Consider the following 16,818-nt stretch of genomic DNA (forward strand, 5'->3'; position numbering starts at 1 on the left):
GCACAGTGGCTGCATGACCAGCGGCGCGCACCTCGCGATCGGTGACCTGGCCCGGCTGACCGGGCTGTCGGTCAAGACCGTCCGGTTCTACTCCGACCTCGGACTGGTGCCGCCGGCCGGGCGGACCGCGGCCGGGCAGCGCCGGTACGACGCGGCCGCGGTGACCCGGCTCCGGCTGGTACGCACGCTGCGCGCGCTCGGTCTCGACCTCGCCACCGTGGCCCGGATCCTGGGCGGCCAGACCTCCCTCGCCGAGGTCGCCGCGGTACGGGTCGCGGCGGTCACCGAGCAGCTGCACGCGCTGCGCCGGCAACGCGCGGTACTCGCCGCGGTGGCCGAACACGGCATCGACCCGAAGGAGACCGATCTGATGAGCCTGCTGTCCGACGACGACCGCGTCGCCCTGATCGACGACTTCCTCGGCACCGTCTTCGCCGGCCTCGACCTCGACGGCGTGCCGCGCTCGCTGACCCCGGAACTGCCGGACGATCCGGACGCGGCCCAGGCGGCGGCCTGGCTGGAGCTGACGGCGCTGCTCGCCGACGACGGCTTCCGTGCGGTCCTGCGCCGCACCGCCGAACAGTTCCACGCCGACCGGGTCGCGCAGGACGCGGTCGCGGGTGGCCGGCTGCCCCGGCCGGACGCGGTCGCGCTCGCCATCGAGCAGGCGCGGCCGGCGCTCGCGGCGCGGGTCGACCCCGGCTCGCCCGCCGCCGCGTCGCTCGTCGCCGCGCTGACGGAGCGGTACGCGGCGACCCTGGGCCACCCCGCCGGCCTCGACGTGCGTACCCGGCTGGCGGCGCGGCTGGAGACCGCCGCGGACCCGCGGCGGCAGCGCTACCTGGAGCTGCTGTCGGTGGTCAACGGCTGGCCGGCACTCCCCGCCCAGACCGAACCGATCGCCTGGTCCCGGGCGGCACTCTCCGCATCCTGACCGACCGGTCCCGGGCAGCGTTCACCGCATCCTGACCGAACCGACCGACTGGTCCCGAGCGGCGCTCGCCGCGTCACGGGCGCTTTCTGGCCCTGGCGGAGTCGAGTCGGATCTACCTGCCCGGCCGAGACCGTGCGGAGACGAGCACGGCGCCGGCTACCGCGCGACGGGGTTGGGGCGGTGGTCAGCGGGCGGCGAGGAGCTGCTCGGCGAGGAGACGCTTGGGTTCGTCGAACAACACGAGGGTGGCGCGTTCAACCGCGGTTTCGGTGTCGCGCAGGGTGTTCAGCGCCTGCCGGATCGCATCGTCGGCCGGCCAGCCGTACACGCCGGCGGAGATCAGCGGGAACGCGACGGTCACCGCCCCGAGCTCGTCGGCGACCCGCAGGCAGTTGCGGTAGCAGTCGCGCAGCAGCGGCGACCGGTCGGTTCCGCTCGAGTAGACCGGGCCGACGGTGTGGATCACCCACCGCGCGGGGAGCCGACCAGCGGTGGTGGCGACCGCCTGCCCGGTGGGCAGACCCTTGCCGTACCGGGAGGCGCGCAGCGCGCGGCACTCGGCGAGGATCTCCGGCCCGCCGCGCCGGTGGATCGCGCCGTCCACGCCACCGCCACCGAGCAGCGACGAGTTCGCCGCGTTCACGATCGCATCGACCTGCTGTTCGGTGATGTCTCCCCGGACCGCGTCGATCTGCATCACCGCATCATCCCAGCCGTACCGTGGTGGCCAGCGGGAAGTGGTCCGACGCGGTGCTGTGCACGATCCGGAAGTCGTTGAACGACACGTCGTCGGAGCCGAAGATCCAGTCCGGCCGGTACTTCGGGGTGTCGGTCGGCGAGGTCAGTTCGCCGGCGTGCCCGGTCGAGTCCTGCGCGCTCACCAGCCCGGCCCGGTCGAACTTCGCGATCTCCGGCCAGCCGGGCATGGCGTTGAAGTCGCCGGCGACGACCACGGGCGCGTGCCCGCCGCAGTGTCCGAGCAGCGTGTCGATCTCGGCGTCGCGGGTGGCGTGGTGCTCGGTGATGTTCTGCAGGTGCGCGGTGCACACGGTCAGCCCCTGGCCGCCGGGCAGCTGCACCGTGGCCTGCGCGTACGAGCGGCGCTGCGGACCCTGGCCGTACGGCAGCGGGCCGGTGTGCACGTGCGACATCGGCAGGCTGGACATGATCACGTTGCCGAACTGGCCGTCCGCCGCCGGCGACCACACGTACGGCATGCCGAGGGTGCGGGACAGCCACTCGGCGAGGTCGGTCCCGCCGCCGATCGGCCAGCCGCGGTTCACCTCCTGCAGCAGGATCACGTCCGGGTGCTGGCCCCGCAGGGTGGCGGCGATCGCGGCCGGGTCGACCGCCGCGTCGTCGTTCACGCCGTAGTGCAGGTTCCAGGTGACCAGCCGGACCGAGTCCGCGGTGGCGCTCGGGTGCGCCGGCGCCGGGGTGGTCAGCAGCAGCACGATCGGCACGATCAGCAGTACCGCCGGCACCCCCGCAAGCGGGGCGAGCAGCCCGCCGCGCCGGTCCGGCGTCGCCGGCTCGGTGTCCACTGTGGACCGGTAGCCGAGCGCCGCCGGCAGCGCCATCAGGACCGCACCGGCCAGCGGCAGGAACCGGTTGTCGAACGGCAGCGGCAGGTCGTAGCTCGCCTGGTACAGCAGGACGACGAGGACGAAGCCGAGACCGGCGCCGAGGCCCGCGGCCGCGAAGCCGAAAGCCGGCGTACGGTGCCGTACCGGCGGAGCCGGCGGTGGGGTCGGGCGGGGCCGGGGCCGCATCCCGCCGCCGGGAACTCCGACCCGCCGACCGCCGGGTGACGGCGCCGAGTCCGGCTCGAGCCCGGTCGGCCCGGCGTGCGCCCGGCGCCCCGCCGGGCGCCCCGGACCCGCCCCGTCACCGGCGGCGGCGACCCCGGGGCGCAGTACGCCGCCGGCTCGGGCGGGCGCACCGGCGGGAGCTGGCGGCTGGTATGCCGCGGGCAGCCGCGCCAGCAGCAGCGCGGCGGCGACCTGGCCGACCAGTACCGCGATCAGCGCGGGAACGCCGTGCAGGTAGAGGGCGGCGGCGACCGCGCCGAGCAGCACCAGCCCGACGATCCACAGGTACCGGCCGGGCAGCCGCGCGTCCCGCCCGATCGCCTCGATCGCCAGCAGCGCGCCGAACAGCAGCAGTACCGTCGCCCACGGCGCGCCGAGGCCGCCCTGCGAGGCGACGAACGCCGGGCTGCCGAGGATCAGCACGTACAGCGCCAGGTACGGGCCGAGCACGGCGAACGAGCGCACCTCGCCGGTCACCGGCCCGAAGGCGCGCGCGGTGCGCGCCAGCAGCGCCACCAGCAGCACGCAGGCGACCACCGTGTAGAGCCAGGGCAGCAGGCCGGGCCGCCAGACCGGATCCCAGCTGCCGAACGCGGACCGTACCGCGACATCGACGGCGCCGCCGAGCACGATGCCGAGCGCGAACCCGCGCCGACCGATCCGCACCACCTGCGCGGACACCAGCACCAGCGCGCCGAGGCCGACCACCGTGGTGGTCAACGCGGTACCGAAGCCGGGCGTCGGCACCGCCTGCTCCAGCAGCCGCACCACCACGAGCAGCAGTACCGCCGCGGAGGTGGCGCGCCGCGCCCCGAGCCAACCGGCGAGCGGGCCGATCAGTACCGGGAGCAGGTAGACCAGCAGCGCGACCAACGCCGCGACCGCGACCCCACCGGCACCCGCGACGTGGTCCAGCGGCGGACCGCTGGTGCGCAGCCCCTCGACCGCGAACACGGTGACCACGGCCAGCAGCGCGACCAGCGGTGCCCGGCCCGCCGCGCCCGGACCGCTGGCGGGTTCGGCCGGGGCCGTGGCCTCGGGCCCCCGTGACGTCGACGCCGGCACATCCATGGCGGGCACACTAGCGCCTCTCCGGAACCCACCGTGCCCTGCGTCACCGACCGGGCAACCGCCGTGACCTGCCCGGTCAGTGGGGTACCGGGGCGGGGCGGCGAACCGTGGCCGGATCGCCGAGGGTGTGCCGGGCGAGCAGGGTGGCGCCGGCGACCGCGGCCGGGGTACCGATCAGCGCCCCGAACGGCACCAGGAACAGCACGAACACCGCGACCCCGAACCCGAGCGCCCGCGGCCGGTACCGGCGCAGCAGGCGGCGGCGTTCGGCCAGCCGCAGGCCACGCCGCTCGTACGGCACGCCGGTCAACTCCAGCGCCAGGAACCAGCCGCCGACCAGCGCACCCAGCACCGGCACCACGGTCTGGCCGACCGCCGGCAGGAACCCGGCGGCGAACAGCAGCACGCCGGTGACCGCCGAGGCGAGCAGCATCCGCAGCGCGTCTCGCACCGTCCGGCCCGCCGAGCGCCACCACGCCACCTCGACCTCGTCCGGCAGCCCGCCACACTGCCGCTCGGTGTGCCGCGAGATCGCCTCGTAGCAGGGGTCACCGATGGTCAGCGCCAGCGTGGTGAACAGCAGCGCCGCCACCACCAGCCCGGCGCCGGTCAGCGCGACCCCGGCGACCACGTGCGCGGTGGTCCGCCACCCGGCCGACCAGCCGTCCGCGAACGGGGTGACCAGCTCGACCTCGTCGCCGAGGAACACCAGCAGGAACGTGTACCCGGTGGCCAGCACCACGAACGCGAGCAGCGCCGGTAGCGCGCCCAACAGCAGCAGCCGCGGCGAGCGGAACACCACCACGATGCCGCGCCCGAGCAGGGCGACACCGGTCGCGAACTCGCGCAGCATCCGGATCATCCGTTCAGGAACGCGCTGATCCGGCCGCGCAGGTCTGCCCGGTGGTGCCACAGCACCCCGGGTTCCAGGTACCGGTGCAGGGTGGCGTGCGGCAGCGCCGCGGCGAGCCGGTCGCCCACCTCCGCCGGATGCGCCGGGTCACCGACGCAGGACAGTACGAGCGATGGCGCGGTCACCGCGGCCAGCGCGGCGAGGCCGCCGGCGGAGCGGGGCAGCGCCACCGCCTCGGCCAGCCCGGCGAGGCTGGCGCCCAGCCCCGGCCCGAGCAGCGCGGCGACCCGCTGGCGGACGAACGTCCGGGCGGTTGCGCTGTCCCGCAGTTCGGCCGGTACGTCCGCTTCGATCAGTTCGGTGGCGAGCTTCTCGTCGCCGGTTGCCGCGGCGGTCGCGAGCCCGACGATGCGCTCCCGGGCGGCCCCGTCGCGCGGCGTGTCCAGCACCGCCGGCAGGAAGAACACCAGCCGCTCGAACCGCTCCGGTTGCTCGGCGAGCAGCCGGCACAGGGCGCCGGCGCCGAGGCTGACCCCGAGCGCGCGGGTGGCGCCGACCTCGTCGGCCACCGCGAGCAGGTCCGCGGCCAGGTCACCGTACGTCCACGGGCCGGGCACCGCCGTCGACCCGCCGTGCCCGCGCTGGTGGTAGAAGACCTTGGTGCCGTCGACCGCGCTGCCCAGCGGGCGGGTGTCCGGGATGCCGCCGCCCAGCCCGTGCGCGAAGACCGTCACCGGCGCGCCGGACCCGACCACCAGGTAGTCCAGGTGTGCGCCGTGCGCGGTGTGCAGAGTGCCGGCGACCCGGCCGGTCACCACAGCCCGCCGCTGTGCAGATCTCGCAGGCCGGGCTTGACGTCCAGCAGGTAGACCGAGGCGGCAACCAGGCCGACCAGCCCGATGAGGCCGAGCGGACTGGCGCCGAGCAGCAGCGTCAGCAGGGTCGACCCGCCGATCAGCAGCAGCCACACCGGCTTGCTCAGCGTGCCGACCGCACGGAACGCGTCGGACCGCTGGATCGCGCAGTGCACCAGCGCGACCAGCTCCAGCACCAGGGTGAACACGGTCAACAGCAGCGCGATGTAGTACTCCACCACCACGGCGAAGTTGTCGAGCGTCGGCACCGGGAACTGGAACATCATGCGACGAGCCTAGCGCCGGTGCGCGCGGTGCACCGCCTCGAACTCCCGCGCCCGCTGCCCCACCCAGGTCACGGGGGCGGTACGCCGGCGCGCCGCCGGGCCGGCCACGCGGGTACGCCACCGGGCGCAGCGGCCGGCGGTGGAGCCGGTGCCACGCCCGTACCGGCGTGACGGGGCCCGGACGCGCCGCTCGCGCACCCGGACCCCATCCTCGGGGTGCGCCACTCGCGCACCCGAGGGTTACTTGTCCGCGCTCTTCCGGACTGCCGGACGGGTCGCCTTCTTCGCCATCTTCTTCGGCGCGGGCGCCGACTCCGATTCCGGTACCGGCGCGGCGTGCTCGGCGATCTCGTCCGGCGTGTCGGCGGCGGTGGTGGCGTCGGCGTCCAGCAGGGTGCTGCCCCGGGCGACCAGGTCCTGGTACGCCTCGGCCGCCCGGACCTGCGCGGTCACCAGCCGGCGACCCGCCTCGTCGGCCAGCTCGCCGGCCCGGCGGCGCGCGTCGGCCCGCAGCTGGGTGCGGTCGGTCGCGGCGATGTCCTGCACCCGGTGCCGCCAGTTGGCGAGCCCGGCGCCGACCTTGCCGCCCAGATCGGCGAGGTCGGCCTGGGCCTTCTCCCGGCCACCGGAGAACTCCTCGCGGGCCCACGACTGCAGGCCGGACACCCGGTCGGGCAGCTCGCGCAGCTTCTCCGCGGCGAGGTCACCGAACCCGGCCGCCGCGTACAGCGGGCCGGGGTACTTCTGCTTGTCTGACATTTCTCCACCCCTCGACTGTGGTCACTGGTCATCCGGTCGGCCGCGCCCCCGCTTGCCGACCGCGGATCGAACTACCTTGCCGGCCGCGGTGTCCGCGGCCCGTTGCGCCGCCTTGCCGGCCGAACGCTGTGCGGCCTTCGCCGCCGGGCTGCCGGCGGCCCGCGAGGCGCCGTCCGCGGCCCGTTGCGCCGCCTTGCTCGCTGCCCGCCGCGCCGCGCTCGCCGCGGTGCGCGCCATCGGCACCGCGGTCGACCGCGGCGACCCGACCGGACCGGCCGTGGGCGCTGTGCCACCGTCCGCCGGCTCGGTCGCGGCCTCAGCGGTCCGGCCACCGTCCGCCGGCTCGGCGGTGCTGCCGACGGATGCCGCCTTGGCGGCCGGGGTCGGTTTCCCACCGGCCCCGGCCGCCGCACCCACCCCCGGGTCGTGCGGCTCTGGTGTCGGGCCGTCCTCGGCCGTGCCGGCGGCCGGCACCCCGTCGGACGGCTCACCGTCGAACGGCACCCCGTCGGACGGCGCGTCGGCCTCCGCGTATCGCAGGTTCTCGCGGCGGAACGCCTCGTAGATCTCGGCCAGGGACTGCTTCTGCCGGGCCGTGAGCACCTCGTCGGCGGCGATCGCGGTCAGCACACCCTGGCCGTCTCCGTGCTCGAGCAGGCCGGCGCGCAGGTACATCACCGGGGTCGAGACGCGCAGCGCGTTCGCGATCTGCTGCAGCACCTCGGCACTCGGTTTGCGCAGGCCCCGCTCGATCTGGCTGAGGTACGGATTGCTGACGCCGGTCTGCTTCGCGAGCTGCCGCAGCGAGATCTGCGCGCTGCGCCGCTGCTCGCGAATGAAGTCCCCGACGTCCCGCAGCCCGGCCATGTCAACGACGGTAGCGCGCAGTGCTAACTCCTGCAAGCACCCTGCTTGCAGGAGCGTGTCGTCACTGCCGATCCAGCCTGTTCACCTGCGGAAATGACCGCAGAAGTGATCTGCGCCCTGCTAGCAGCACGGTATTGCGTTGCCGCTGACGGGACGGCCGGCGAGACTGCGCGACATGTTCGCATCCAGCGCCCGCCGGGTCGCCCTGGTCACCGGAGTCAGTCGTACCAACGGGATCGCCGCCGCGGTCGCACACCGGCTCGCCGCCGACGGGTACGACCTGTTCCTGTCCGGCCTGCCCGCCTACGACGCGGCCGAGTACGGCACCGAGGATCGCACCGCGCAGGTCGTCGCGGCGTTGCGCGAGACCGGCGCGGCGGTCGAGTACCGGGCCGGCGACTTCGCCGACCCGGCCGAACCCGGCGCGCTCGTCGACGCGGCGCTGCACCGGTACGGGCGGATCGACGCGCTCGCCGCGGTGCACGCCTACTCGACCCAGACGCCGCTCGCCGAGATCACCGCGGAGGAGATCGACCGGCACCTGAGCGTCAACGCGCGCGGCTCGCTGCTGCTGGTCAAGCACTTCGCCGCGGCGTACGAGCAGGACGCGGAGCTGGGTGGGCCGGGCGGCCGGATCGTGCTGTTCACCAGCGGCCAGCGGCTCGGCCCGATGCCGAACGAGCTCGCCTACATCGCCAGCAAGGGCGCGATCGAGGCGCTCACCCTGTCGCTGTCGGCGTCGGTCGCCGGGCAGGGCATCACCGTCAACGCGGTCAACCCGGGCCCGTGCGACACCGGCTACTCGACCGGCGAGGCCTACCAGCGGGTCGCGGCGGCGTTCCCGACCGGCCGCTGGGGTACCCCGGCCGACGTGGCGCCGGTGGTCGGCTGGCTCTGCTCGGCCGAGTCCGGCTGGGTCACCGGCCAGGTCATCAACGTCGAGGGCGGCTTCCATCGCGGCTGACCAGCCGGCGCCGGGGCGACGATGCCGCGGACCAGGTCAGTCCCGGATGTGCAGCAGCGCGCGGGCCTCGGCGACCGGCATCGGCGGGCGCTGAGCCAGCCGGGCCAGGCCCGCAGCCCGCGCCACCAGCTGCATGTTGCTCTCCACCGGCTGCCGCCGCGCGTACGTCAGGGTGTCCTCCATGCCGACCCGCAGGTGACCGCCGGCGGCGAGCGAGGTGAGCAGCACCGGCAGGGTGGTCCGGCCGATGCCGGTCGCGGCGAACGTGGTGTCGGCCGGCAGCAGGGTGCGCACCTCGTTCGCGGCGGCGACCAGGGTCTGCGCGCTGCCGGACATACCACCCGGCACGCCCATCACGAAATCGACGTGCACGTGCCCGCCGTACGGCAGGCCGTGCTTGTCGAGCAGCCGGGCCAGCGAGGCGAGATGCCCGAGGTCGAAGATCTCGTACTCCGGCACGATCTTGGCGTCGCGCAGCCGGGTGTGCAGCTCGACGATGAACTCCCAGCGGTTGGAGAACACGTCGTCGCCGAAGTTGACCGTGCCCATCGTGCAGGAGGCCATGTCCGGCTCGGCCTCCAGGACCCGCAGCCGGTCGGACTCCGGGTCGGTCACCGCACCGCCGGACGACAGCTGCACGATCAGGTTCGTCTCGGCGTGCAGCGCCGCCACGGTGTCCTTGAGCCGGCCCAGGTCCAGTGTCGGCTCGGCGTCCGCGCCACGGATGTGCACGTGCACCACGCTCGCGCCGAGCGCCTCGCACTCCTTGGCCGTGGAGACCAGCTCCGCCAGCGTCACCGGCAGCGCCGGTACCTCGGACTTCTTCGACTCGGCGCCGGTCGGCGCCACCGTGATCAACGTGCCACCCATACCCGCGATCCTGCCAGACCTGTCCGGGTCGCTGCGCCGGCCCGATCTCTGCTCTGACGGTGATGTGAGGTCATCGGGCCGGCGCAGCGACCCTGACGGCTACAGGTCGGGGTCGATGGCGGCGTTGGCGTCACCGATGCGCAGGGCGGCGTCGGCGGGGACGTTCTGCTTGACCAGGGCGAGGGTGACGGGGCCCAGCTCGTAGTGCCGGGCGGCGCTGCCGACGACGCCGACCTGCCGGTCGTCCCGCAGCACCGGAGTACCGGGGGCGGGCAGCTGCTCGCCGATCCCGTCCAGGTGCAGCAGCACCGTACGGCGGGGCGGGCGGCCCAGGTTGTGCACCCGGGCCACCGTCTCCTGGCCGCGGTAGCACCCCTTGTCCAGGTGTACCGCCGAGGCGAGCAGGCCGCCCTCGGCCGGGATGGTGCGGTGGTCGGTGTCCAGGCCGAACCGGGGGCGGCCGGCGGCGACCCGCAACGCCTCGTACGCCCAGCTGCCGGCGACCGGGACGGCCAGCCGCTCGGGCAGCTCGGCCAGCGCCGGGCGGGGCAGCACCAGGTCGATCACCGCGGCGTCGCCGAAGTCCGGCATCCGCCGGGCGAACCCGCCGCCGGGCAGCGCGACCACCGGGAACGTCGAGGTCGGCGCCGGTGGCACCGCGCCGGTGGCGAACTGAGCCGGCGGTACCGCGGCGACCCGGGCCGGGCCCAGCTCGGGCACGCCGAGCCGGGCCAGTGCCGCCGGCGCGTCCGGGCCGACCAGGCTGACCACCGCGTACCCGGCGGTGACGTCGGTCGGCTCGACCCGCAGCAGGAACCGCATCGAGGTGAGGAAGTCCAGCAGCGCGCCGGCCGCGCCGGGCTCGGTGTCCAGCCAGACGGCCTGGTCGAACTCGGCGAGTACGGCGTGGTGCTCGATGTGCCCGTGCGGGGACAGCAGCAGCAGCTCGCTGCCGGTCGGCGCGTCGACCCGCTCCAGGTGCTGGCTGCCGAGGGTGTGCAGCCAGCTGAGCCGGTCGGCGCCGGGCACCTGGAGCACCCCGCGGTTGCTCCGGTCGACCAGCCCGACCGTCTCGGCCAGGGTGCGCTGCTCGCGCATCGGGTCGCCGTAGTGGGCGGCGACGCCGGCGTCCGGGCCGGTCGGGTCGGCGGCCACCGCCCCGGGTAGCCGCAGCAGCGGCGAGGCGGTGTCGGTCGGTGCGTTCATGGGGCTGCCTGCCTTCCCTCGGTCCGCCGGAAAGGGCGCCTTTCCTGGTGGACCTCGTGCTCGGATCGGATGCGCCGCCGCTACGGTCGGGGCAGCCGCGGTTGCCGACGGGTCACGACGGGTGCTCGGCGCAGTCGGCGCAGGTGCCGAACAGCGCCATGTGACCGATGTCGAGGCGGAACCCGCGTTCGGCGAGGAGCTGTTCGGCGAGCGGGCCCATCAGCGACAGCGGCGCCTCGTCGATCGCACCGCACCGGTGGCAGACCAGGTGCAGGTGGGACCGCTCGCCCGGCACGTGGTACGTCGGTGCCCCGTGCGAGAGGTGCGTGTGCGTGACGAGCCCGAGCCCCTCGAGCAGCTCCAGCGTGCGGTAGATGGTGGTGATGTTGACGCCCGCGGCCGTCGCGCAGACCGCCTGGTGCACCTGCTCCGGGGTGGCGTGGCCGAGCCGCTGGACGGCCTCCAGCACGAGCTGCCGCTGGGCGGTGAGCCGAAGACCCCGGGCGCGCAGCACGTCGGCGAGCGACGGAGCGGTGTCAGCGGCCATGGCCCGATCATAGGCACGGGTACGGCTCGGACGACGAATCCGCGTCGGCGCGACGTCGGCAATCGGTGATTTGCCCGACCAGATGGTAAATGCCCCTTCCGAAGATACCCAGGGTGATCATTTGCGGCGTGCGAGGCCGAAAAACGGCGGGTACCGTCGCGCAGAGTGCTACCCCTACCGGATAGGGTCGATGCCGTGGAACGAGTCGTCGCGGTCCTGGGCCGCGGAGTCATACCTGCGACCACACCGATCCTTCGCGCCGACGACCTCGGCGCGGCGCGTGGTGACGGCGTGTTCGAGACCATGCACGTACGGTCCGGTCGTCCGTGGCTCCTCGACGACCACCTGGACCGGATGGCCGGTTCGGCCGCCCGGCTCGACCTCGATCTCCCGCCCCGCGCCGAGCTGGTCGGCCTCGCCGACACCCTCTGCGCGCAGTGGCCGGCCGGCACCGAGGGCGCGCTGAAGATCATCTGCACCCGCGGTCCCGAGGACGGCGACGGCATCACCTGCTACGGCACCCTGACCGCGGTCCCGGACAGCACTCACGCGGTGCGCCGCAACGGGCTGCGCCTCGGCACCCTCAACCTCGGGCTCGCGTCCGACGCCCGGTCCGCGGCGCCGTGGCTGCTCGGCGGCGCGAAGACCCTGTCGTACGCGATGAACATGGCCTGCCAGCGCTGGGCCGCGGCGGCCGGCCTGGACGACGTGCTGTGGGTGTCGTCCGACGGCTACCTGCTGGAGGCGCCGACCTCGACGCTGGTCTGGCTGGAGCACCGCACCCTCTACACCGTGCCGCAGGCGACCGGCATCCTGTCCGGCACCACGGCGCGCTGGCTGCTCGACCACGTCGACGCGCTCGGCTGGCACGCCGGCGAGCGGATGGTCCGGCAGGACGAGCTGGAGCGCGCCAGCGGCGTCTGGCTGACCTCCAGCGTCCGCGGCATCGTCGCGGTCCGCGAACTCGACGGCGTCAAGTTCACCGAACCCGCCCCCACCGAAACGCTCCGCGACCTGTTGGGTTTCCAGGCCTGAGGGTCGGCCCGCCACACGTTCCGGGCGGGCGGTCAGCCCGCCACGCGTTCCAGACGGGCGGACAGGTGCGGGCTGGATTCCTGGCCCATCGCAGTCATGTCGTACGCGTAGAGCAGGGCGCCCTCGACGATCCCGTACAGCCGGTGGCCGGCGGAGACGTCCTTGGCGGTGCCGGACCGCAACACCGCGTCGGTGCCCAGCTCGACCTGGGTACCGGTCATCCGGCCCAGGTAGAGCTCCATGATGCCGGTCGGGTGCGCCAGCTCGACCTCGATCTCGTCGCCGTCGCGGGCGCCGTTCGGGCCGACCTGCGGCCGCCACCAGCCGACCTCGCGGGCCGCCGGACGGATCGGCTTACGCTCCGCGTCCACCAGCCAGGACCGCGACTCGTAGTAGAGGAACGGCCGGCCGTCGTGGCTGAACCGGATCTCCTGGGCGAAGTCGAAGTCCTCGATCGTCGGGTAGCCGCCCTTGCCCCAGCCGCGCCACACCCCGACGTACGGCAGCAGGCCGAGCAGCGACGGATGCAGGTCCGGGCCGACGCGCAGGTCGTGCGTCTCCTCGTACGGGTACGCCGGCGCGGTCTGGCTCGGGAAGCCCGGCGGCAGACCCGGCTGCTGCGTGCTCGTGCCGTCCGCGCCGCTGTTCTCGCTCACCGCGCCCTCCCGATCCGTACCGCGAGATATCCGAACGTGCCGGCGAGCACGCCGAACAGCACCACCAGCAGGCTCACGAATCCCAGCTCGACCACGGTGCGTGAGTCTACGGGGCGCTGTCCCCGCCCGCTCGGCCGTGTCGGGTGCGATCGTCGGCCGGGTCACCCCGGACCGACCGCACGCGAGATCAGCGACATGGTGTGGTGGCGGTGACGGCGAGCCGGTCGCCGTCCGCGGCCACCACCAGGCCGCGGCCGTGGTCGAGGTAGACGTACCGCGAGTCGTTGTGCGTGATCAGCCGGCCGGCCGGCGGGTGCGCGTCCAGCGCCCGGCCGAGCGGGGCGAGCGACGACGGCGCGGTGGCGGTCGCCGTGACGGTGCGGGCACCGCACCCGAGCTCGGCCCGCTGCCAGGTCCTCGGCGTCGCGTCGAACAGCCCGAACACCCGCTTCGCCGTACCCCGTTCCCGGTCGGACGCGGCCGCCAGGAACGCCGGGTACGGGTTGCCCGTGGTGGGCCGGCAGCCGGTGTCGACGGTGGCGATCACGTGTCCCGGGTCCTTCTCCGCGGCCCGCACCGTCAGCTTCAGGAACGGCGAGGGGTGCGCGACGGTCATCCGGCCGCCGCCGGTGAACGACAGCTCCGACTTCGCCTGGTAGCGGGCCGGCAGCCGGTCGGCGAGCCCGGCGAGCCGGGCGGTCGGGCCGTAGACGTCGACGACCTGCGACCACTCGACGCCGCGCCGCGCCGCGGTCAGCGAGCACGTGCCGACCTGCCGGTACGGGCCGACCGCCGTCACGGTGTCCGGCCCGGCGGCGGCGAGCACGCTGGCCAGCGCCGCCTGCACCGACGGGCGGGCCGCGGCCGGGCTCTGCTGCTGCTTGACGGTGGGGCGGCTGGCCGCCGCGAACGCGAGCGCGACCAGCACCACGGCCCACAGCGCCACCGTCGCCCACAGCCACCGCGCACGCCTCGTCACGCGACCATGGTGGCAGCCGCCCGCACGGGCCCGGCGAGCGGGGAACGGCCAGGCGCCGCGGTTGCGACCCGTTAGTGTCGCTGACATGTCGGGGGACGTGGCGCTGGCGGGCGGGACGGCGCGGTTGCGCCGCGCGGCGGGCACGGGCGGGTGCGTGCGATGAGCCAGCTTGGGGTCGTGTTCTTGCTGGCCATTGCGACGATCCTGATCACGCCGCTGGCCGAGCGGCTGAAGCTGCCGTACCCGGTGCTGATCACCGTGTTCGGCCTGATCCTCGCGGTCATCCCGAACTCGATCGTGCCGGCGCTCAAGCTCGAACCGGACCTGATCCTGCCGCTGGTGCTGCCGCCGCTGCTGTACGCGGCGACCCAGCGCAGTTCGTGGCGCAGCTTCGTGGCGAACGCCCGGCCGATCCTGCTGCTCGCGGTGGCCCTGGTGTTCGTCAGTACCGCCGCCGTCGCCGCGGTGGCGTCCGCGCTGATGCCCGGCCTGCCGCTGGCCGGCGCGATCGCGCTGGGTGCGATCGTCGCGGCACCCGACGCGGCGGCCGCCACCTCGGTGGCGAACCGGCTCAACCTGCCGCGCCGGCTGGTCGCGCTGATCGAGGGCGAGGGGCTGTTCAACGACGTCACCGCGCTCACGCTGTACCAGGTGGCGGTGGCCGGCGTGGTCACGGGCTCGTTCTCGGCGCTGCGGGTCGGCGGCCTGTTCGTCTACTCGGCGGTCGCCGCCACGGTGATCGGGCTGCTCGTCGGCGTGCTCAGCCGGTACCTGCTGCGGTGGCTGCCGACGGCGACGTTGCAGAGCGGGCTGTCGCTGCTGGTGCCGTTCGTGTCGTACGTGGCGGCCGACCGGCTGGAGGCGTCCGGGGTGCTGGCGGTCCTCGCCACCGGCTTCTACCTGGGGCACTTCGCCTCCAATCCGGACGACGCCGAGGGACGGCTGCAGAGCCGGTCGTTCTGGGAGGTCGTGGAGCTGCTGGTGACCGGGTTCGCGTTCGGGCTGATCGGCCTGGAGCTGACCGAGGTACTGCCGGAGTTGCGACACCACCTGCTGCATCCGCTGATCGACGCGGGGATCGTGTGCGTCGTCGTGATCGGCGTACGGATCGGCTGGATGCTGTTCGCCGGCCTGCTGTCGCACACCCGGCGGCGCATCCGTACCTACGCCGGCGTCGAACCGAGCGGCGTGCGCAGCTGGCGGGAGAGCGCCGTGCTGGCCTGGTCCGGGATGCGCGGCGTGGTCACCGTGGCGACCGCGCTGGCGCTGCCGCTGGACTTCCCGCAGCGGGCGAACATCCTGCTGATCGCGTTCGCGGTGATCCTGGTGACGCTGGTGGTGCAGGGGCTGACGCTGCCGACACTGGTGCGGGGGCTGGGCGTGCAGGCGAGCAGCGAGAAGCAGCGCAAGGCAGAGCTGACGATCACCGGCGCCGCGGCCAAGGCGGCGCTGACCCGGCTGCAGGAGCTCACCGACTCCGGCGATGTTCCGCCGGAGCTGTACGACCGGCTGCAGTCCTGGTACCAGGCGGTGCTGAACCGGATGCGCAGCGGCGAGGACCGCGACGACGACCCGGAGCTGGCCCGCCGGCTGGCAATGCGGCACGAGCTGGTCGGGCTGGAGGCCGAACTGCTGTCCGCGGCCCGCCGCGCGGTGCTGGCGGCCCGCCAGCAGGGCGCCGACCCGGAGGCCGCCGACCACGTCCTGCGCCGCCTCGACCTGCGCGCCATCCAACGAACCTGACCCACCACGCCGTTCGAAGCAGGTGGTGCTCTTCGGGCCCCTTTGCTCTGCTTACTCATGGGAAGCAGTCCAACCTTGCTTACCCATGAGAAGCAGAGCAAAGGGAGTGAGAAGAAGTGGGTGTGGCCCCTGGAGGGCGATCCCGGGGCCACACCTCGTCGATGGCGGTCAGCGGGCGACGGCGACCTCGACCTCGTTGAGGCCGCGGTCGGCGGTCACCGGCACGTCGCCGTTGCCGGCCCGGGACAGCGCCCGTACGGTCCAGGCGCCGGGCGCGGCGAAGAACCGGAAGGCACCGTCGTCGGACGCCACGACCTCCGCGGTGAACTCGCCGGTGCCGTCCAGCAGCCGTACGTAGGCGCCGGACACCGTGGCGCCGTCGGCGGTGACGGTACCGGCGATGACGGTCTCCTTGGTCAGGTCGACGCTGGCCGGCAGCGCTGCCGCCTGGTCGGGTGCGCCGCAACCGGCCACGGTGAGCGATGCCTGCTGTGCGGTCATGTCAGGCCTCCTTGCTGCCCGGCTCGTCGCCGAGGGCGACCGGCACACCGACGAGCGAGCCGTACTCGGTCCACGAGCCGTCGTAGTTCTTCACGTCGGGCTCGCCGAGCAGTTCGTGCAGCGCGAACCAGGTGTGCGACGAGCGCTCCCCGATCCGGCAGTACGCGATCGTCGGCTTGCTGCTGTCCAACCCGGCCTCGATGTACAGGGCGCGCAGTTCGTCGTCGGACTTGAAGGTGCCGTCCTCGTTGGCGGCCTTGCTCCACGGCACGTTCGCCGCGGTCGGTACGTGCCCGGCGCGCTGCGACTGCTCCTGGGGCAGGTGCGCGGGTGCGAGCAGCCGGCCGGCGTACTCGTCGGGCGAGCGGACGTCGATCAGGTTCTTGACGCCGATCGCGTCGACGACCTCGTCCCGGAACGCGCGGATCGACAGGTCCTGCGGCTTCGCGGAGTACTGCGTGGCGGCGCGCTGCGGCAGCTCGGTGGACAGCTGCCGGCCGTCCAGCTCCCACTTCTTGCGGCCACCGTCGAGCAGCTTCACGTCGCCGTGCCCGTACAGCTTGAAGTACCAGTAGGCGTAGGCGGCGAACCAGTTGTTGTTCCCGCCGTAGAGCACGACGGTGTCGTCGTTGCCGATGCCCCGGCTGGACAGCAGCTGCTCGAACTGCTGCTGGTTCACGAAGTCGCGGCGTACCGGGTCCTGCAGGTCGGTCTTCCAGTCGAGCTTGATCGCGCCCGGCAGGTGGCCGCCGTCGTAGGCGGTGGTGTCCTCGTCGACCTCGACGAAGACGATCCCCGGCTGTCCGAGGTTCTTTTCGGCCCAGTCGGCCGAGACGAGTGCGGTGTCGCGACTCATGATGCGTTCTCCCTAGATGGTACGT

The 16,818-nt window shown here is 73.9% G+C and carries 18 protein-coding genes and 1 pseudogene; 4 read left to right on the forward strand and 15 right to left on the reverse strand.

From position 1 onward, the window contains the following. The first annotated feature begins 13 nt into the window (after nt 1-13). The gene (locus tag Asera_RS03310; protein WP_030449491.1) at nt 14-934 is read left to right on the forward strand and encodes a MerR family transcriptional regulator; all 921 of its coding nucleotides are present in this window, start codon (nt 14-16) and stop codon (nt 932-934) included. 184 nt (nt 935-1,118) lie between these two features. Here Asera_RS03310 and Asera_RS03315 read toward each other — a convergent pair whose 3' ends face one another. The 7 genes and pseudogenes from Asera_RS03315 to Asera_RS32940 all read right to left on the reverse strand — a co-directional run. After that, nucleotides 1,119-1,631 (reverse strand): O-acetyl-ADP-ribose deacetylase, encoded by a 513-nt coding sequence (locus tag Asera_RS03315; protein ID WP_051803001.1) that lies wholly within the window; start codon nt 1,629-1,631, stop codon nt 1,119-1,121. Between the two features lie 7 nt (nt 1,632-1,638). After that, complete coding sequence (locus Asera_RS03320; RefSeq protein WP_030449489.1) at nt 1,639-3,816, reverse strand: endonuclease/exonuclease/phosphatase family protein; 2,178 nt, start codon at nt 3,814-3,816, stop codon at nt 1,639-1,641. A 76-nt stretch (nt 3,817-3,892) separates the two neighbouring features. Beyond that, on the reverse strand, nt 3,893-4,678 hold the full coding sequence (locus Asera_RS03325) for an EI24 domain-containing protein (RefSeq protein WP_030449488.1): 786 nt from the start codon (nt 4,676-4,678) through the stop codon (nt 3,893-3,895). Continuing rightward, complete coding sequence (locus Asera_RS03330; RefSeq protein ID WP_244843717.1) at nt 4,675-5,484, reverse strand: alpha/beta fold hydrolase; 810 nt, start codon at nt 5,482-5,484, stop codon at nt 4,675-4,677. Before Asera_RS03330 ends, Asera_RS03325 begins: the two co-directional genes overlap by 4 nt. After that, a complete protein-coding gene (locus tag Asera_RS03335) occupies nt 5,481-5,810 on the reverse strand; it encodes a DUF2516 family protein (RefSeq protein WP_244843718.1) in 330 nt (109 codons plus the stop codon). Before Asera_RS03335 ends, Asera_RS03330 begins: the two co-directional genes overlap by 4 nt. Nucleotides 5,811-6,050: 240 nt before the next feature. Further along, the gene (locus Asera_RS03340; RefSeq protein ID WP_030449484.1) at nt 6,051-6,569 is read right to left on the reverse strand and encodes a hypothetical protein; all 519 of its coding nucleotides are present in this window, start codon (nt 6,567-6,569) and stop codon (nt 6,051-6,053) included. 441 nt (nt 6,570-7,010) lie between these two features. Further along, nucleotides 7,011-7,436: pseudogene (locus Asera_RS32940) on the reverse strand (helix-turn-helix domain-containing protein); the annotation flags it as partial. 175 nt (nt 7,437-7,611) lie between these two features. Between Asera_RS32940 and Asera_RS03350 the strand changes: the two are divergent. Continuing rightward, the gene (locus Asera_RS03350) at nt 7,612-8,400 is read left to right on the forward strand and encodes an SDR family oxidoreductase (protein ID WP_030449482.1); all 789 of its coding nucleotides are present in this window, start codon (nt 7,612-7,614) and stop codon (nt 8,398-8,400) included. A 36-nt stretch (nt 8,401-8,436) separates the two neighbouring features. Here the strand turns inward: Asera_RS03350 and Asera_RS03355 are convergent, their stop codons facing one another. The 3 genes from Asera_RS03355 to Asera_RS03365 all read right to left on the reverse strand — a co-directional run bounded on the left by Asera_RS03355 (nt 8,437) and on the right by Asera_RS03365 (nt 11,023). Then, the gene (locus tag Asera_RS03355; RefSeq protein WP_030449481.1) at nt 8,437-9,270 is read right to left on the reverse strand and encodes a beta-keto acid cleavage family enzyme; all 834 of its coding nucleotides are present in this window, start codon (nt 9,268-9,270) and stop codon (nt 8,437-8,439) included. Between the two features lie 99 nt (nt 9,271-9,369). After that, entirely contained in the window at nt 9,370-10,446 is a 1,077-nt protein-coding gene (gene ygfZ, locus Asera_RS03360; RefSeq protein ID WP_425305967.1) for a CAF17-like 4Fe-4S cluster assembly/insertion protein YgfZ, read from the reverse strand. Nucleotides 10,447-10,588: 142 nt separating this feature from the next. Continuing rightward, entirely contained in the window at nt 10,589-11,023 is a 435-nt protein-coding gene (locus Asera_RS03365; protein ID WP_030449479.1) for a Fur family transcriptional regulator, read from the reverse strand. A 195-nt stretch (nt 11,024-11,218) separates the two neighbouring features. On the opposite strand from Asera_RS03365, the gene Asera_RS03370 reads away from it, so the two are divergent. Next, nucleotides 11,219-12,058 (forward strand): aminotransferase class IV, encoded by an 840-nt coding sequence (locus Asera_RS03370; RefSeq protein WP_030449478.1) that lies wholly within the window; start codon nt 11,219-11,221, stop codon nt 12,056-12,058. Between the two features lie 32 nt (nt 12,059-12,090). On the opposite strand, the gene Asera_RS03375 is transcribed toward Asera_RS03370, so the two are convergent. From Asera_RS03375 to Asera_RS03380, 3 genes are all read right to left on the reverse strand, one after another. Continuing rightward, nucleotides 12,091-12,714 (reverse strand): heme-binding beta-barrel domain-containing protein, encoded by a 624-nt coding sequence (locus Asera_RS03375; RefSeq protein ID WP_425305935.1) that lies wholly within the window; start codon nt 12,712-12,714, stop codon nt 12,091-12,093. Then, nucleotides 12,711-12,809 carry a small membrane protein MtfM gene (gene mtfM, locus Asera_RS33495; RefSeq protein WP_030449476.1) on the reverse strand — a complete coding sequence of 33 codons (99 nt, stop codon included), beginning with the start codon at nt 12,807-12,809 and terminating at the stop codon, nt 12,711-12,713. The genes Asera_RS03375 and mtfM overlap by 4 nt, the downstream gene beginning before the upstream one ends. A gap of 92 nt (nt 12,810-12,901) precedes the next feature. Then, on the reverse strand, nt 12,902-13,693 hold the full coding sequence (locus tag Asera_RS03380; RefSeq protein WP_157035171.1) for a hypothetical protein: 792 nt from the start codon (nt 13,691-13,693) through the stop codon (nt 12,902-12,904). Nucleotides 13,694-13,852: 159 nt separating this feature from the next. On the opposite strand from Asera_RS03380, the gene Asera_RS03385 reads away from it, so the two are divergent. Next, on the forward strand, nt 13,853-15,436 hold the full coding sequence (locus Asera_RS03385; protein WP_030449474.1) for a Na+/H+ antiporter: 1,584 nt from the start codon (nt 13,853-13,855) through the stop codon (nt 15,434-15,436). 168 nt (nt 15,437-15,604) lie between these two features. On the opposite strand, the gene Asera_RS03390 is transcribed toward Asera_RS03385, so the two are convergent. Both Asera_RS03390 and Asera_RS03395 read right to left on the reverse strand, forming a co-directional pair. Continuing rightward, complete coding sequence (locus Asera_RS03390) at nt 15,605-15,937, reverse strand: DUF1416 domain-containing protein (RefSeq protein ID WP_030449473.1); 333 nt, start codon at nt 15,935-15,937, stop codon at nt 15,605-15,607. A 1-nt stretch (nt 15,938) separates the two neighbouring features. Then, complete coding sequence (locus tag Asera_RS03395; protein WP_030449472.1) at nt 15,939-16,793, reverse strand: sulfurtransferase; 855 nt, start codon at nt 16,791-16,793, stop codon at nt 15,939-15,941. Between the last annotated feature and the right edge of the window lie 25 nt (nt 16,794-16,818).

This window comes from Actinocatenispora sera (assembly GCF_018324685.1).
In the GTDB taxonomy this organism is placed as follows: Bacteria; Actinomycetota; Actinomycetes; order Mycobacteriales; family Micromonosporaceae; genus Actinocatenispora; species Actinocatenispora sera.

Bases quoted from the DNA above. Each gene is read 5' to 3' on its own strand.
- Asera_RS03310 (WP_030449491.1), top strand. From the start codon at position 14: ATGACCAGCGGCGCGCACCTCGCGATCGGTGACCTGGCCCGGCTGACC.
- Asera_RS03315 (WP_051803001.1), bottom strand. From the start codon at position 1,631: ATGCAGATCGACGCGGTCCGGGGAGACATCACCGAACAGCAGGTCGAT.
- Asera_RS03320 (WP_030449489.1), bottom strand. From the start codon at position 3,816: ATGGATGTGCCGGCGTCGACGTCACGGGGGCCCGAGGCCACGGCCCCG.
- Asera_RS03325 (WP_030449488.1), bottom strand. From the start codon at position 4,678: ATGATCCGGATGCTGCGCGAGTTCGCGACCGGTGTCGCCCTGCTCGGG.
- Asera_RS03335 (WP_244843718.1), bottom strand. From the start codon at position 5,810: ATGATGTTCCAGTTCCCGGTGCCGACGCTCGACAACTTCGCCGTGGTG.
- Asera_RS03340 (WP_030449484.1), bottom strand. From the start codon at position 6,569: ATGTCAGACAAGCAGAAGTACCCCGGCCCGCTGTACGCGGCGGCCGGG.
- Asera_RS03350 (WP_030449482.1), top strand. From the start codon at position 7,612: ATGTTCGCATCCAGCGCCCGCCGGGTCGCCCTGGTCACCGGAGTCAGT.
- Asera_RS03355 (WP_030449481.1), bottom strand. From the start codon at position 9,270: ATGGGTGGCACGTTGATCACGGTGGCGCCGACCGGCGCCGAGTCGAAG.
- Asera_RS03365 (WP_030449479.1), bottom strand. From the start codon at position 11,023: ATGGCCGCTGACACCGCTCCGTCGCTCGCCGACGTGCTGCGCGCCCGG.
- Asera_RS03385 (WP_030449474.1), top strand. From the start codon at position 13,853: ATGAGCCAGCTTGGGGTCGTGTTCTTGCTGGCCATTGCGACGATCCTG.
- Asera_RS03390 (WP_030449473.1), bottom strand. From the start codon at position 15,937: ATGACCGCACAGCAGGCATCGCTCACCGTGGCCGGTTGCGGCGCACCC.
- Asera_RS03395 (WP_030449472.1), bottom strand. From the start codon at position 16,793: ATGAGTCGCGACACCGCACTCGTCTCGGCCGACTGGGCCGAAAAGAAC.